Here is a 14660-nt window from a genome sequence, read left to right as displayed (position 1 = left end):
CCGGTTGTCGGCCTACCAGCTCTGATCGGGGCGAGGCGGACTCGTCCAGCCCGTCGATCGCGCACCGCGCCGATGCGCACCGGGGCCGTCGGGCGTGGTCGGGGGCCGGCGCGCCGGGATCTCGGCGGTGTCTTCGAGTTGCTCGTCGAGGGGTTTGGCCGCGTCGGACAGGTCCAGGGCGTCGAGGTCGAGGGTGCGGGCGTGGATGATGTGGCGGTTGCGCAATGCCGACCGGACGGCGCGATGCAGGCCGTCCTCCAGATAGAGCTCGCCCTCCCACCGCACGACGTGGGCGAACAGGTCGCCGTAGAAGGTGGAGTCCTCGCTGAGGAGCTTGTCCAAGGCGAGGACCTTGGTGATCGGCGTCAGCTGGTCGAGCCGGAGTTGCCGCGGCGGGATCTTGGCCCAGCCACGCGTCGACAGCCCGTGGTCGGGATAGGGCTTGCCCTCCCGCACCCCCTTGAAGATCATGCGAACTCCTCCGACGCCCGTGCCTCGACGATTGCTGATCTGCGACGACGCGTCGACGGTCAGTGCGCGACACCACGCCGTGGCACGGTGATCGCGATCCCATTTCGTACTATGGAACGCACCCAACTGTATGGCAGGGACCCGAGTCAGGAGGTGTGCCGCGTGTCTACCACCGATGATCGTCGCTTCGAGATCTTGCGTGCGATCGTGACCGACTACGTCGACACGCAGGAACCGATCGGTTCGAAGGCGCTCGTGGAGCGACACCAGCTGGGGGTGTCGAGTGCCACCGTCCGCAACGACATGGCGGTCCTGGAGGCAGAGGGATACATCACCCAGCCGCACACCAGCTCCGGCCGGGTGCCCACCGACAAGGGCTACCGGATGTTCGTCGATCGGATCAGCGAGATCAAGCCGCTGTCGGCCGCCGAGCGCCGGGCGATCCTCTCGGTGCTCGACTCCGGCGTCGACCTCGACGACGTGCTCCGGCGCTCGGTGCGGCTCCTTGCCCAGCTGACGAGACAGGTCGCGGTCATCCAGTACCCGGTCTTGTCGGCGGCGACCGTGCGTCACCTCGAGGTCGTCACCCTGTCTCCGTCGCGCCTGCTGCTGGTCGTCATCGTCGACAACGGCCGGGTCGAACAGCGCATGGTGGCGCTGAGCGAAGACCACGATGAGGACGAGATCGCCCGGTTGCGCGATCTGTTCTCGGCCGCACTGCACGGCAAACGCCTCGAAGCCGCGTCGGCCGCGGTGGCCGAGCTCGCCAATTCCGCGCCTGAGGATCTGCGCGGAGCGGTCCTCAACATCGCCACCGTGCTGGTGGAGACCCTCGTCGAACGCGGTGACGACCGGCTGGTGCTCGGCGGCACGTCGAACCTCGCGCGGTCGGCGGCCGACTTCACCCCCGTCGTCGGCGGGATGGACACCGTTCTCGAGGCGCTCGAGGAGCAGGTGGTGGTGCTCAAGATCTTGGCGACAACCCAGGACATGGGCCAGGTCACGGTGCAGATCGGCGAGGAGACCCGGACCGAGAACCTGCGTGGCACCTCGGTCGTGTCGACAGGGTACGGTGCTTCGGGAACCGTGTTCGGCGGCGTCGGTGTGCTCGGCCCCACACGGATGGACTATCCGGGAACCATCGCCTCGGTGGCGGCCGTTGCCAAGTACATCGGCGAGGTGCTCGCCGAACGATGATCGCTGTTTTTCCATGATCGCTGTCGGGCATACCGCAGCGTCGACGGCGGCCGCTCGCGACACCGAGCCGGGACGACGACGGGGACGGCCGGTCCACCCGCGCGTCGCGCGATCGTGAGAGCACCCGCCGCCAGGCACCAACTGAGACCGAAGGATCACTACAACCGTGGCACGTGACTACTACGCAATCCTGGGAGTGGCGAAGGGCGCCAGTGATCAGGAGCTCAAGCGCGCCTACCGCAAGAAGGCGCGGGAGCTGCACCCCGACGTCAACCCGGGCAACGAAGACGAGTTCAAAGAGGTCAGCACCGCCTACGAGGTGCTGACCGATCCGGAGAAGCGTCGCATCGTCGACGCCGGCGGTGATCCGCTGGCCGGCGCCGGTGCGGGCGGCTTCGGCGGTTTCGGTGGCGGCGGCGGGGGATTCGGCGACGTCTTCGAGGCGTTCTTCGGCAACGGCGGTGCCTTCGGCGGCGGTGGCGGGGGCTTCGGCTCGGGCCGCGGACCCAAGTCCCGTGTCCAGCCGGGTGAGCCGGCACTGGTGAACGTGACCCTGGATCTCGCCGAGTGCGCCAAGGGTGTCGCCAAAGAGATCACCGTCGACACCGCGATCCTCTGCGACGTGTGTACCGGCTCGGGAACCAACGGCGACAGCAAGCCGGTCACCTGCGACATCTGCAAGGGCGCCGGGGAGATCCAGTCGGTGCAGCGTTCCTTCCTCGGGCAGGTCATGACCGTGCGCGAGTGCCCGACCTGCCACGGCGTCGGCGAGGTCATCCCCGACCCCTGCCACAAGTGCGGCGGCGACGGACGCTACCGCTCGCGGCGCACGATGACCGTGCGCATCCCCGCCGGGATCGAGAACGGCATGCGTGTCCGCCTCACCGGGCAGGGTGAGGTGGGTCTCGGCGGCGGCCCGGCCGGCGATTTGTACGTCGAGGTCGCCGAACGGCCGCACGAGGTGTTCCTGCGCGACAAGGACGACCTGCACTGCACCGTCAAGGTCCCGATGGCCGACGCCGCGCTCGGTGCCGAGTTCGAGGTGGAGACGATTCTCGGCGATCCGGTCACCGTGACGGTCGCGCCCGGCACGCAGCCGGGCCAGATCGTGAAGCTGCGCGGGCAGGGCATGCCGCACGTCAGTTCCGGTGTGCGCGGCACCATGCACGTCCACCTCGACGTCGTCGTACCGACCAGACTCGATGCGGCGCAGACCGAAGCACTGAAGAAGTACCGCAAGATCGCCGCCGACGAGATCGAGGTCGTCAACACCTCGGCGGCCGCGGCGCCCGGCGGCCTCTTCTCGCGGCTGCGCAACGCGTTCGCCGGGAAATAGGCACCTGGTGTCCGCGGCGGCGATCTCCGAGTGGATGTGCGCGTTCGGGACGGCGGGTACGCGGTGAGTCCACCGCTGTTCTGGGCGGACTCCGTGCCCGCGCCCGGCGCTGACCTGATCCTGAGCGGCGCCGAGGGTCGTCACGCGGTCACCGTCGCCCGGCTGGGCGTCGGCGAACGGATCCTCGTCGGCGACGGCGCCGGCTCGGTCGGCGGTTGCGAGATCCGGGAGATCACCGCCAAGGACACACTGGTGGCGACCGTCCACGACCTCGCGTTCGAGGCTCGCCCGACCCCGCAGGTGACCGTGGTGCAGGCGCTCCCGAAGTCGGAGCGGTCCGAGCTCGCGGTCGACCTCGCCACCGAGGCCGGCGCCGACGTCATCGTGCCGTGGCAGGCGCTGCGGTGCGTGTCGCGGTGGACGGGCAAGGCGGACAAGGGCGTGGCCAAATGGCGGGCCGCGGCCTCGGCAGCTGCCAAACAGAGCCGTCGACCATGGATTCCGGAGATCACCGACCTCGCGACCACCATCGACGTCCGGGCCCGCTGCGCGGACGCCGTGGCGCGGGGAGGGGTCGTCGCCGTCCTGCACGAGGAAGCCGCGCAACCCCTGGCCCGGCTACCCCTCGCCGACGCCACCGAGATCCTGCTCGTGGTCGGGCCCGAGGGCGGACTCGACGCCGGCGAGGTCGCCGACCTGACCGCGCTCGGTGCGAACTCGGTCGTGCTCGGCCCCGAGGTGTTGCGTACGTCGACGGCCGCCGCGGTGGCCCTCGGCGCGATCGGGGTGCTCACCCGCCGGTGGGCCCGATGAGTGTCGTCGGACGCCGTTCGGTGCGTCGGACCAAGATCGAATACGGCTCTGCGCCTTCCCAATTCGGGCACCTGTACGTGCCTTCCGAGGGGCTCGACGCCGCGACGCCGACGCGGCTCGTGGTGCTTGTCCACGGCGGGTCCTGGTCTGTCGAGTTCGGGTCGACGACCCAGACCGCGATCGCCCGGATGCTCGCCGAACGCGGGGCGGCGGTGTGGAACATCGAGTACCGCCGGGTGGGTGAAGAGGGCGGCGGGTGGCCGAATACCGGCCGGGATGTCCTCGACGCGCTCGGTGCCCTGGACGGTCCCGTCCGCGACCTGCTCCCGCCCGGCGCTGTCGACTTCGCCTCGACCGCGGTCGTCGGGCATTCCGCGGGTGGTCAGCTCGCGGTCTGGGCCGTCGGTCAGCTCGGAGCCCGGACCGCCACGGCCACCATCACCACCGTGATCGCCCAGGCGGCCGTGCTCGACACCGTCGGCGCAGCGGACCGGGAGTCGGTGCGGGCGTTCATGGGTCGGCCGTTCAGCGAGTCGCCGCGCCGCTACTCCGACGCCTCACCACTGCTGGCGCCGGTGGTCGACGCCCACGTCGTCGCGATCCACGGCGACGCCGATGACCTGATCCCGGTCGAGTCCAGCCGCCGGTACGTCGACGCCGCGATCGCACGCGGACAGTCCGCCGAACTCATCGTCGTCCCCGGTGAGGGGCACGAGGCCTTCGTCGATCCGCGCAGCGTCGGCACGCGACAGACGATCCGCGTGCTCGGGATCTGACGGAAATATTGCCTGCTGATCGGCTGTTGCACCGCGATACACTGACCACACCCCTGCCGCCGCGACCGCGTCGGCCGGGGGCGCCGCATCCAGAACCGAACATCCATCCGGACCAGAACACCAGGAGTGATTTCATACGTGAGTGACGACAACCCCGACCAGAGCGGGCAATCCAGCCGTACGCAGCCGCGCCGGTCTGGGGTCACATCCACTGTCGAAGTCTCTCCCGGAGTCGTGTTCGGGCTGCTCGGCGCGAGTGACGTCAACCTGCGTACCCTCGAGCAGCTCCTGCCCGCCGACATCCACGTCCGCGGCAACCAGGTGACATTGACCGGTGAACCCGCCGAGGTAGCCGCGTCCGAGCGCGTCATCGCCGAACTCGTCGACCTCGTCGGGCGCGGAACCCCGCTGACACCAGATCTCGTCCGGCACAGCGTCTCGATGCTGTCCGATGGCACCGAGGAATCGCCCGCCGATGTGCTGTCACTGGACATCCTGTCGCGCCGCGGCAAGACGATTCGGCCCAAGACACTCAACCAGAAGCACTATGTCGACGCGATCGACGAGCACACCATCGTGTTCGGTCTGGGCCCGGCCGGCACCGGCAAGACCTATCTGGCGATGGCCAAGGCCGTGCAGGCGCTGCAGTCGAAGTCGGTCAACCGCATCATCCTGACGCGGCCGGCGGTCGAGGCCGGCGAACGTCTCGGCTTCCTGCCGGGCACGCTGAGCGAGAAGATCGACCCGTACCTGCGCCCGCTGTACGACGCGCTGCACGACATGATGGACCCCGACGCGATCCCGAAGCTGATGGCGGCCGGGGTCATCGAGGTCGCGCCGCTGGCCTATATGCGCGGCCGCACCCTGAACGACGCGTTCATCATCCTCGACGAGGCGCAGAACACCACGAGCGAGCAGATGAAGATGTTCCTCACGCGCCTCGGTTTCGGTTCCAAGGTCGTCGTGACCGGTGACGTCACCCAGGTGGACCTGCCCGGCGGCGCCCGCAGCGGTCTCCTCGCCGCGTCGGAGATCCTCGAGGGCATCGACGACATCCACTTCGCCCGCCTCACCAGCCAGGACGTGGTCCGGCACCGCCTGGTCGCCGACATCGTCGACGCCTACGGGCGGGCCGAGGAGGCACAGCGGGGTCTGCCCAACACGGCCATCGGCGGCAATCGCGCCGCACGCCGGGCGGCGGCGCAGGGTCGTCGCTCATGAGCATCGAACTGGCCAACGAATCCGGGGTCGAGGTCCCGGCCGAGTTGATCATCGACGCCGCGCGTTTCGCGGTCACCGCGATGGACGTGAACCCGGCCGCATTGCTGTCGGTGCTGTGTGTCGACGAGGACACCATGGCCGACATGCACGTCCAGTGGATGGACCTGCCGGGCCCGACCGATGTCATGAGTTTCCCGATGGACGAACTGGTGCCCGGCGGCCGGCCGGATGCGACCGACCCGGGCCCGGCGATTCTCGGGGACATCGTGCTGTGCCCGGACTTCGCCCGGAAACAGGCGCGCGAGGCCAAGCGGTCCTTCGAGCACGAGCTCGCCATGCTGACCATCCACGGAGTGCTCCACCTCCTCGGCTACGACCATGCCGAGCCGGAGGAGGAGCGCGAGATGTTCGGACTGCAGAACCGCATCCTCGACGCGTTCTACGCCGACCGTCACCGTCGCGCCCAGGAGCAACGACAGACCGACCGCGATTCCCGGCTGCTGTCCAACATCGGGTTCACCGGAGCCGAGGGAGATTCACCGACCCCCGGTGCCCAGTCGGTGCCCGAGCAGTCGCGGTCCGAGGAGGACCGAGGGTGACCTCCGACTACTGGTTCATCGTGGCGGCAGTTGTGTTGATCGTGGTGGGCGGCGTCTTCGCGGCCGTCGACACCGCGGTGTCGACGGTGTCGAACGCCCGGGTCGACGACATGGTCCGGGAAGGGCGGGCCGGTGCGCGCCGCCTGGCGGGCATCCTCGAGGCGCGTGCGACCTATGTCGGCCTCGTGGTGCTGCTCCGAGTCGTGTGCGAGGCCGCGGCGGTCGCGCTCGTCGCGGTCGCCGCGACGCAGCTGATCGGCGTCGGCGGGGGACTGGCGGTGGCCATCGCCGCCATGACGGTCGTCTCGTACGTCGCCGTCGGCGTCGGCCCCCGCACCCTCGGCCGGCAGCACGCGTACACGATCGCGCTGTCGTCGTCGTACCTGTTGTTCGCGCTCGGCGTGCTGCTCAAACCGCTGACCCGGCTGTTGATCCTGATCGGCAACGCCCTCACCCCGGGTCGCGGGTTCCGCAACGGTCCGTTCGCCACCGAGGTCGAGTTGCGCGAGGTCGTCGACCTCGCCGAGGCCTCGGGCGTCGTCGCGGCCGACGAGCGCCGGATGATCCAGTCGGTCTTCGACCTCGGCGACACCAGTGCCCGCGAGGTGATGGTCCCGCGCCCGGAGATGGTGTGGATCGAGGCCGACAAGACCGCGCTGCAGGCCACGAGTCTCGCGACGCGGTCCGGACATTCGCGGATCCCGGTGATCGGGGAGAACACCGACGACGTCCTGGGCATCGTGTACCTCAAGGATCTGGTGGCGCGCACGGTCGCCCAGCGGATCGATCCCACGACCCTCCGCGTGGTCGACGTGATGCGCGAGGCCGAGTTCATCCCCGACTCCAAGCCACTGGACCGGGTCCTCGCCGACATGCAGCGAGAGCGCAACCACATGGCGATGCTCGTCGACGAGTACGGCGGCATCGCCGGGCTGGTGACCATCGAGGACGTGCTGGAGGAGATCGTCGGCGAGATCACCGACGAGTACGACATCGACGAGCTCGCACCGGTCGAAGACCTGGGCGACGGGTCGTACCGGGTGTCGGCACGACTGCCGGTGGAGGATCTCGGCGAGCTGTTCGGCGTCGAGATCGCCGAGGAAGAGGTCGAGACGGTCGGCGGACTCGTCGGTCTGGAACTGGGGCGGGTGCCACTGCCCGGCGCCCGGGTGGAGTCGCACGGGCTGCAGCTGGTGGCCGAGGGTGGGCCCAATCGCCAAGGGCGCCAACGCATCATCACGGTGCTGGTCACCCGGGTCCCCGACGTGGACGAGGATTCCCGACGCGACGAGCACGGCGGGCAGTCGAGTCGATCGCAGGGACGTGCCGAGCGCACCACGGGCAACGCCCACGACGACCAGGACACGGACACCGCCGGCCAGGAGCGCGCAGGCGAGTCGAGAGCAAGGATGAACCAGTGACCGAGACCCTCTCCGACGAGGATCGCAAGCTCGTGGTGCTCGCCCGAGGTGCGCTGGCGCGCGCCGAGTCGCCCTCGGGCGCGGCGGTCCGGGACGGCGACGGTCGCACCTACGCCGGGGCCGACGTGCGGACCCGCTCGCTGACCCTCACCGGACTCCAGGTCGCGGTGGCGTCGGCGATCTCGAGCGGCGCCCGCTCCTTCGAGGCGGCGGTCGTCGTCAACGGTGACGCCGGCGACCCGGGCCTGGACACCCTGCACGAGCTGAGCCCGGAGGCCTATGCGGTCCTCACCGACACCGCGGGTCGTCCTCAGCAGCGGCTGGGGCGCGCGGATGCCTGAGTTCCGTTCGGGCTTCGTCTGTTTCGTGGGCAGGCCCAACACCGGCAAATCCACGCTCACCAACGCCCTGGTCGGCGAGAAGATCGCGATCACCTCGAATCGTCCGCAGACCACCCGCCACACCATCCGCGGGATCGTCAACCGGCCCGACGCCCAGCTGATCCTCGTCGACACCCCGGGCCTGCACCGACCGCGCACCCTGCTGGGTCAGCGCCTGAACGACCTCGTCCGCGACACCTACTCCGAGGTCGACGTGATCGGAGTCTGCATACCGGCCGACGAGGCCATCGGTCCGGGTGACCGGTGGATCATCTCGCAGGTCCGCGAGATGGCGCCGCGCACGACGATCGTCGGGGTGGTCACCAAGATCGACCGGGTCGGGCCGGAGCAGGTGGCCAAACAGCTGCTCGCGCTGTCGGAGGTACTCGGGCCGGACTCGGAAGTGGTTCCGGTGTCGGCGAAGTCGGGCAAGCAGCTCGACGTGCTGTCCGACGTGCTCGTGAGCCTCATGGAGGAAGGCCCCGCGTTCTACCCGGACGGCGAACTCACCGACGAACCCGAACAGGTGCTGATGGCGGAGTTCATCCGCGAGGCCGCGCTCGAGGGGGTGCACGACGAGCTGCCGCACTCGCTGGCCGTCGTCATCGAAGAGGTCATCGATCGTGAGGACCGCGACCCCGACCTACCGCCGATGGTCGACGTCCACGCCGTGCTGTTCGTCGAACGCGACAGCCAGAAGGGCATCATCATCGGCCGCAAGGGCGCGCGTCTGAAGGAGGTCGGTACAGTTGCCCGCGCACAGATCGAGCGGCTGCTGGGCACCAAGGTGTACCTGGATCTGCACGTGAAGGTCGCCAAGGACTGGCAACGCGACCCCAAGCAGTTGCGTCGATTGGGTTTCTAGCAGCGTGTTCCTGACGGCCCGGCGCCGGCAGGGGCAGCCTGCGGGGAGGTACGCCGATGGGAACGCACGAATCGCCACAACAGCCGGGGGACGATTCCGGCCGCGGAGCGCATGAGGCGCCCGACACCGACCAGCCGACCGGTCGCACCATCGCCGGCGTCCTCGGATCGCCGCGTTTCTGGCTGGCACCGTTGGCTCTCGTCGCGGTGATGTTCTCGCTGATGGCCGCGCTGTACATGGCGGCGGTCGTCGACCCGCAGCGTCACCTTCACGACTTCCCCGTCGCCCTGGTGCAGGAGGACGCGGGTGGTGAGGTGCAGAACGCAGACGGACAGTCCACGCCGCAGAACTTCGGCGACCAGGTCGCCGAGGGCATCATCTCCTCGGCGGCGCAGAATGGGATCGTCGTGACCCGCACCGACCGCTCGACCGCGCTGTCCGAACTCAACAGCGGCAAGGTGTACGGCGTCATCGTCGTCGGGTCCAATTTCACGAATCGGGCGGTCGCACTGGGCCGGTCGACGGTCCTCACCGCCGAACCGGCGAAACCGACCATCGACATCTTCATCAACCGGGGCTCCGGGGCGTTCGCGTCGTCGATCACCACCACCCTCGCCGATCAGGTCCGTGAACGGGTCAACGAGCAGGTGGGCGCGCAGCTGACCGAACAGGTCCGTACCCAGCTCGAGCGCAACGACATCACCTTCACCGGCGCGGCGCAGGTCGCGCTCGCGACCCCGGTGGCCGTCGAGGTGTCCGAGCCGACCCCGCTTCCCGAGGGTGCGGGCAACGGATTGTCAGCGTTCTATCTGACCCTGCTGCTCGTCCTCGCCGGCTTCACCGGGGCGATGATGGTCAGCATCGTGGTCGACGGCATGCTCGGCCAGACCCCCATCGAGTACGGGCCGTTCTATCAGCTGCGCGAGCGGCTCGCGATCAGCCGGTGGGCGACGCTCGCGGCGAAGTGGACGATCATGTTCCTGGTCGCAGTGGTGCTCTCGACCCTGTTCATCGCCGTCGGCGCGATGGTCGGGACGTCGATCCCGAACGGCTTCGTGCTCTGGATGCTCTCGGTCCTCGGCATCTTCGCCGTCGGCGTGAGCGCGAGCGCGATGATGGCGGTGTTCGGCAACCCCGGTCTGCTGTTCAATCTGCTCTTCTTCGTGGTGTTCGGCCTGCCGTCGTCGGGCGGGACGCTACCGCTGGAGGCGAGTCCGCGCCTCTTCGAGTGGATCGCCGCGATCGAGCCGATGCACGTGATCTACCTCGGCGTGCGTGCTGTCCTGTACTTCGACGCCGACCTGTCGGCGGGGTTGGGCCGATCGATCATCCAGTGCTTCATCGGCTTGCTCGTCGGCGTGCTCCTCGGTCTGCTCGGCACCAAGTTCTACGACCGCAAGGGCTGGCACCGATACCCGGGTGGGATGACGCTGTCGCCGAAGCTGGACAAGATCGTCAACGCCGGCTGACACGGGCGGCGCCGCCTCGCCCCGACCGTTCACCTGGGTCTGACACGGTGGCCGGATGGGTAAACCCGTCGTCATGTCGATCCCCGAATTGTCCTCGGCCCTGCACGAACTGCGGGACGACCTCGATCGCGCCGAGGAGCAGGCCGCCTCGCTCATCGCTGCGGTCGCCGACCAGCACCGGGACAGCGCCCGCAACCTCGTGCACTACGTCGCGGTGCGACGCCGCGATCTGCGTCCGCTGCAGGAGTCGATGTCCGCGCACGGACTGTCGAGTCTCGGCCGGATGGAGTCGATCGTCTATTCGTGGATCGAGACGGTCATCGAGACGCTGGACGCCCTGGTCGAGGGGCGCACCCGGCATCCGATCTGGGGTGACCTCGCGGGCGGGGTGCGGACCCTGACGCGTAATCGCGACCGGCTCCTCGGGCGCGTGCATCCCGGTGGCGGCGATGACGCCATCGTCGACGGACCCGGTGACGAGCACGGCGAGCGGGCCACCCGTGTGATGGTCACGATGCCGACCCAGGCCGCCGACGACCCCGACCTCGTCCGCGCCATGGGTGCCGCCGGAATGGACGTCGCGCGGGTGAACTGCGCACACGACGGCCCGGCCGAGTGGGCGCGGATGATCGAGTCGGTGCGTGCTCTACCCGGCCGGGTGCGGGTGGCGATGGATCTCGCCGGTCCGAAGTTGCGCACCGGCCCGCTCGAATCGGGACCGAAGGTGATCAAGGTCAAACCGGTCCGCGCCGACGATGGCACCGTCGAACGGCGGTCGCGGGTGCGGCTCAGTGCCGCACCGTTCGATCCCGGCGCACGCCTGCCCGACGGCATCGACGCGGTCATCCCGGTACGCGCACTCGCCGACGTCGTGCAGGGAGACCGGTTGCGCCTACGGGACGCTCGTGGTCGCCGACGGCGACTCGAGGTGGTCGCGGTGTCCGAGGCGGGGATCGACGTCGAATGCGATCGCACCGTCTACTACGAGACGGGTACGCCGATCGGGTTGTCGGGCTCTGCCGACGCCGCTCCGATCGTCGTCGACGATCTGCCCGAGAAGCGTCAGCATCTGCTCGTGCGCACCGGTGACGAGATCCGGTTGCAGCGCGACCTCACGCCGACACCGGCGACCCGGACCGGGCCGCATCGGATCGGATGCGAGCTCGGGGACGCCTTCGACGACGTCGAGGCGGGCCATCGGGTGTTGTTCGACGACGGCAAGATCGCCGGGCGAGTGCGGGAGAAGCTCGACGACGAGATCGTGGTCGACGTCGAGCGTGCCGCGCCGGGTGGGACGAAACTCCGCGCCGAGAAGGGCATCAACCTTCCGGACACGACGCTGCACATCCCGGCGCTCACCGCGTCGGACCGCGATGACCTCGAGTTCGTCGCGGTACATGCCGACATGGTGAACTGCTCGTTCGTCCGTTCCCCGGAGGATGTGGCCGACCTCATCGACGAACTGAACCGTCGCGGTGCGTCCGATGTGGGCATCGTGCTGAAGATCGAGACCAGGGCGGCCTTCGGGTCGCTCCCGCAGATGCTGCTCGAGGCGATGCGCTGGGACGCGGTCGGGGTCATGATCGCTCGCGGCGACCTGGCCGTCGAGGTCGGGTTCGGCCGGCTCGCCGAAGTGCAGGAGGAGATCCTCTGGCTGTGCGAGGCCGCGCATGTCCCCGTCATCTGGGCGACACAGGTGCTCGACGGACTGGCCAAGAAGGGCGTGCCGTCCCGGGCCGAGGTCACCGACGCCGCGATGAGCCGGCGCGCGGAGGGCGTGATGCTGAACAAGGGGCCTTATATCGTCGAGGCCATCGAGGCGCTGACGTCGATCCTCGACCGGATGGGTGGTCATGTCGAGAAGAAGCGCTCGCTGCTGCGGCCGCTGACCTCGTTCGACATCGATCCGGGGTAGGCCGGCGGGCATGTCGGGGCACGTCGTGTCGGTACCCGGTGGGAGAATGTCCCGGTGAGGTTCTACCGGGATGAGGCCGTCGTGCTGCGCCAGCACAAGCTGGGCGAAGCCGACCGCATCATCACGCTGCTCACCGCCGAGCACGGTCTCGTGCGCGCGGTCGCCAAGGGCGTGCGGCGGACGCGGTCCAAGTTCGGCGCCCGGCTCGAACCCTTCGCTCACATCGACGTACATCTGTACCCCGGCCGCAGCCTCGACGTGGTCACCCAGGTCCACAGCCTGCACGCCTTCGCCGACGCCATCGTCGCCGACTACGGGCGCTACACCACGGCCTGCGCGGTCCTCGAGACCGCGGAGCGGCTCGCGGGTGAGGAACGAGCGCCCACCCGTCAGCTGCACCGGCTGACGGTCGGGGCGTTGGCCGCGCTGGCCGACGACCGCCGGCCGCGAGAACTGATCCTCGACGCCTACCTGCTGCGCGCGATGTACAGCGCGGGCTGGATGCCGGCGCTCGAGGAGTGCGCGCGGTGCGCGACACCCGGCCCCCACCGCGCTTTCCACGTCGCCGCCGGCGGCGCCGTCTGTCTGCCGTGCCGGCCACCCGGATCGGCGACCCCCTCGCCCGGCGTGCTCGACCTCATGGAGGCCCTGTTCCGCGGTCGGTGGGATGAGGTCGTCGACGCCACGCCGTCGCTGCGTCGACAGGCCAGCGGACTCACCGCCGCGCATCTGCAGTGGCATCTGGAACGCCAGCTCCGAACCCTGCCGCTGATCGAACGCACCGCCCCTCATAGGCTGATGGAGACGGGTGTGGACACGGGCGTGAGGAGGGTCGACGATGGCGTTGCGGCCGGGTAGTTCGGCGAAGGGACGCAAGGCCGCGAGCCTCCGGACGGATGTCCGTCCCCCCGATCCGCATCCGAGCGGTGCCCGGCCCCCGGCGATCCCCGCGGAGTTCGTGCCCAAGCACGTGGCGCTGGTGATGGACGGGAACGGGCGCTGGGCCACCGACCGCGGGTTCCCGCGCACCGAGGGGCACAAGCGCGGCGAGGCCGTGTTGATGGACACCGTCTGCGGCTGTATCGAATTGGGGGTCGGCTGGCTCTCCGCCTACGCGTTCTCCACCGAGAACTGGTCGCGCAGCCCCGACGAGGTGAAGTTCCTCATGGGCTTCAACCGCGACGTCATCCGCCGTCGACGCGATGAGATGCACGAGATGGGCGTCCGGGTGCGCTGGGCCGGACGCCGACCCCGGTTGTGGCGCAGCGTGATCCGGGAACTCGAGATCGCCGAGGAGATGACCCGCGACAACACCGTCATGACGCTCACGATGTGCGTCAACTACGGCGGTCGTGCCGAGATCGCCGACGCCGCACGGGAGATCGCGCGACGCGCGGCGCGCGGCGAGATCGACCCGGAGCGCATCTCGGAGTCGACCTTCGCGCGGTACCTGGACGAGCCGGACATGCCCGACGTCGACCTGTTCCTGCGTCCGTCGGGGGAGCAGCGGATCTCGAACTTCCTGCTGTGGCAGTCGGCGTACGCCGAGATGGTCTACCAGGAGAAGCTCTTCCCGGACTTCGACCGGCGTGACCTGTGGGCGGCCTGCCTCGAATACGCATCGCGCGACCGGCGATTCGGCGGGGTGAAGCCGTCGTGACCGACGCCGCCGCGCTCCTCGACCGGACCGCGCAGATCGTCGCCGAACTCGGTCCCGTCGACCGACCCGACGCCGACTCCCTCGTCGTGCAGGTCGGTCCGACGCGTGCCTCCATCCGCGTGCTCACGCTGGCCGACGGGCTCGACGTGCTGGCCCTGACGCAGATGGTCGCGATGGACCTGCCCAACACGCCGACGCTCCGGGACGACGTCGAGGCGTGCGCCGCCCAGCTCAGCTTCGGCAGCCTCCGACGCTCCGATCGTGTGGGGGTCACCACGGATGTGTTGCAGTACTACACGTTTCCCGCGAGCCAGCTCGACGACGTGCCGCTGCTGACGGTTCTGCACATCGTCCTCGCCGCCGGTGTCGACGCCGCCGAACGGCTGGTGGGCCCGGCTTCTGCTTGAGTCTGGCGATGTCGGATCCCGCTCCCTGAGGACTGAGAAGCGTTGAGCACGACCAATGCTCACTGAGGCGTTGAGCGCGACCTATGCTCCCTGAGGTGCGCGCGAAGCGAGCCACGAAGGGCCGCAACGT

General features: G+C 69.3%; 15 protein-coding genes. 14 read left to right on the top strand and 1 reads right to left on the bottom strand.

Annotated elements, in window-relative coordinates:
* Positions 1-12 precede the first annotated feature (12 nt).
* Positions 13-471, bottom strand: coding sequence for a type II toxin-antitoxin system VapB family antitoxin (locus M4D77_RS13780; protein ID WP_058252083.1), 459 nt, complete (start codon positions 469-471; stop codon positions 13-15).
* A gap of 162 nt (positions 472-633) precedes the next feature.
* On the opposite strand from M4D77_RS13780, the gene hrcA reads away from it, so the two are divergent.
* The 14 genes from hrcA (at position 634) to M4D77_RS13710 (ending at position 14530) form a co-directional block, all read left to right on the top strand.
* A complete protein-coding gene (gene hrcA, locus M4D77_RS13775; protein WP_055475525.1) occupies positions 634-1668 on the top strand; it encodes a heat-inducible transcriptional repressor HrcA in 1035 nt (344 codons plus the stop codon).
* Between the two features lie 166 nt (positions 1669-1834).
* Positions 1835-3004, top strand: coding sequence for a molecular chaperone DnaJ (dnaJ, locus tag M4D77_RS13770; RefSeq protein WP_165629853.1), 1170 nt, complete (start codon positions 1835-1837; stop codon positions 3002-3004).
* Between the two features lie 63 nt (positions 3005-3067).
* Entirely contained in the window at positions 3068-3817 is a 750-nt protein-coding gene (locus tag M4D77_RS13765; protein ID WP_159371946.1) for a 16S rRNA (uracil(1498)-N(3))-methyltransferase, read from the top strand.
* A complete protein-coding gene (locus M4D77_RS13760; RefSeq protein WP_165629854.1) occupies positions 3814-4593 on the top strand; it encodes a S9 family peptidase in 780 nt (259 codons plus the stop codon). Before M4D77_RS13765 ends, M4D77_RS13760 begins: the two co-directional genes overlap by 4 nt.
* Before the next feature lie 138 nt (positions 4594-4731).
* Positions 4732-5814 (top strand): PhoH family protein, encoded by a 1083-nt coding sequence (locus tag M4D77_RS13755; protein WP_055475523.1) that lies wholly within the window; start codon positions 4732-4734, stop codon positions 5812-5814.
* A complete protein-coding gene (gene ybeY / locus M4D77_RS13750) occupies positions 5811-6413 on the top strand; it encodes an rRNA maturation RNase YbeY (protein WP_055475477.1) in 603 nt (200 codons plus the stop codon). Before M4D77_RS13755 ends, ybeY begins: the two co-directional genes overlap by 4 nt.
* Positions 6410-7834 (top strand): hemolysin family protein, encoded by a 1425-nt coding sequence (locus tag M4D77_RS13745; protein ID WP_165629856.1) that lies wholly within the window; start codon positions 6410-6412, stop codon positions 7832-7834. The genes ybeY and M4D77_RS13745 overlap by 4 nt, the downstream gene beginning before the upstream one ends.
* A complete protein-coding gene (locus M4D77_RS13740) occupies positions 7831-8175 on the top strand; it encodes a hypothetical protein (protein WP_078112894.1) in 345 nt (114 codons plus the stop codon). The genes M4D77_RS13745 and M4D77_RS13740 overlap by 4 nt, the downstream gene beginning before the upstream one ends.
* Positions 8168-9079 carry a GTPase Era gene (gene era / locus M4D77_RS13735; RefSeq protein ID WP_165629857.1) on the top strand — a complete coding sequence of 304 codons (912 nt, stop codon included), beginning with the start codon at positions 8168-8170 and terminating at the stop codon, positions 9077-9079. Before M4D77_RS13740 ends, era begins: the two co-directional genes overlap by 8 nt.
* Positions 9080-9135: 56 nt before the next feature.
* On the top strand, positions 9136-10548 hold the full coding sequence (locus tag M4D77_RS13730; protein ID WP_055475473.1) for a YhgE/Pip domain-containing protein: 1413 nt from the start codon (positions 9136-9138) through the stop codon (positions 10546-10548).
* A gap of 55 nt (positions 10549-10603) precedes the next feature.
* Positions 10604-12463, top strand: a complete 1860-nt coding sequence (locus M4D77_RS13725) for a pyruvate kinase (protein ID WP_226513640.1) — start codon at positions 10604-10606, stop codon at positions 12461-12463.
* A 54-nt stretch (positions 12464-12517) separates the two neighbouring features.
* On the top strand, positions 12518-13321 hold the full coding sequence (gene recO / locus M4D77_RS13720; protein WP_055475472.1) for a DNA repair protein RecO: 804 nt from the start codon (positions 12518-12520) through the stop codon (positions 13319-13321).
* Positions 13302-14123, top strand: a complete 822-nt coding sequence (locus tag M4D77_RS13715; protein ID WP_137810278.1) for an isoprenyl transferase — start codon at positions 13302-13304, stop codon at positions 14121-14123. The genes recO and M4D77_RS13715 overlap by 20 nt, the downstream gene beginning before the upstream one ends.
* On the top strand, positions 14120-14530 hold the full coding sequence (locus M4D77_RS13710; RefSeq protein ID WP_226513639.1) for a hypothetical protein: 411 nt from the start codon (positions 14120-14122) through the stop codon (positions 14528-14530). The genes M4D77_RS13715 and M4D77_RS13710 overlap by 4 nt, the downstream gene beginning before the upstream one ends.
* Positions 14531-14660 lie beyond the last annotated feature (130 nt).

Origin of the sequence: Gordonia sp. p3-SID1431 (genome assembly GCF_025143765.1) — a bacterium.
Lineage (GTDB): Bacteria > Actinomycetota > Actinomycetes > Mycobacteriales > Mycobacteriaceae > Gordonia > Gordonia hongkongensis.
Note: the sequence above shows the minus strand (reverse complement) of the source record. Positions and strands in the feature narration are given on the sequence as shown.

Bases quoted from the DNA above. Each gene is read 5' to 3' on its own strand.
- M4D77_RS13725 (WP_226513640.1), top strand. From the start codon at position 10,604: ATGGGTAAACCCGTCGTCATGTCGATCCCCGAATTGTCCTCGGCCCTG.
- era (WP_165629857.1), top strand. From the start codon at position 8,168: ATGCCTGAGTTCCGTTCGGGCTTCGTCTGTTTCGTGGGCAGGCCCAAC.
- M4D77_RS13780 (WP_058252083.1), bottom strand. From the start codon at position 471: ATGATCTTCAAGGGGGTGCGGGAGGGCAAGCCCTATCCCGACCACGGG.
- M4D77_RS13730 (WP_055475473.1), top strand. From the start codon at position 9,136: ATGGGAACGCACGAATCGCCACAACAGCCGGGGGACGATTCCGGCCGC.
- M4D77_RS13760 (WP_165629854.1), top strand. From the start codon at position 3,814: ATGAGTGTCGTCGGACGCCGTTCGGTGCGTCGGACCAAGATCGAATAC.
- M4D77_RS13715 (WP_137810278.1), top strand. From the start codon at position 13,302: ATGGCGTTGCGGCCGGGTAGTTCGGCGAAGGGACGCAAGGCCGCGAGC.
- ybeY (WP_055475477.1), top strand. From the start codon at position 5,811: ATGAGCATCGAACTGGCCAACGAATCCGGGGTCGAGGTCCCGGCCGAG.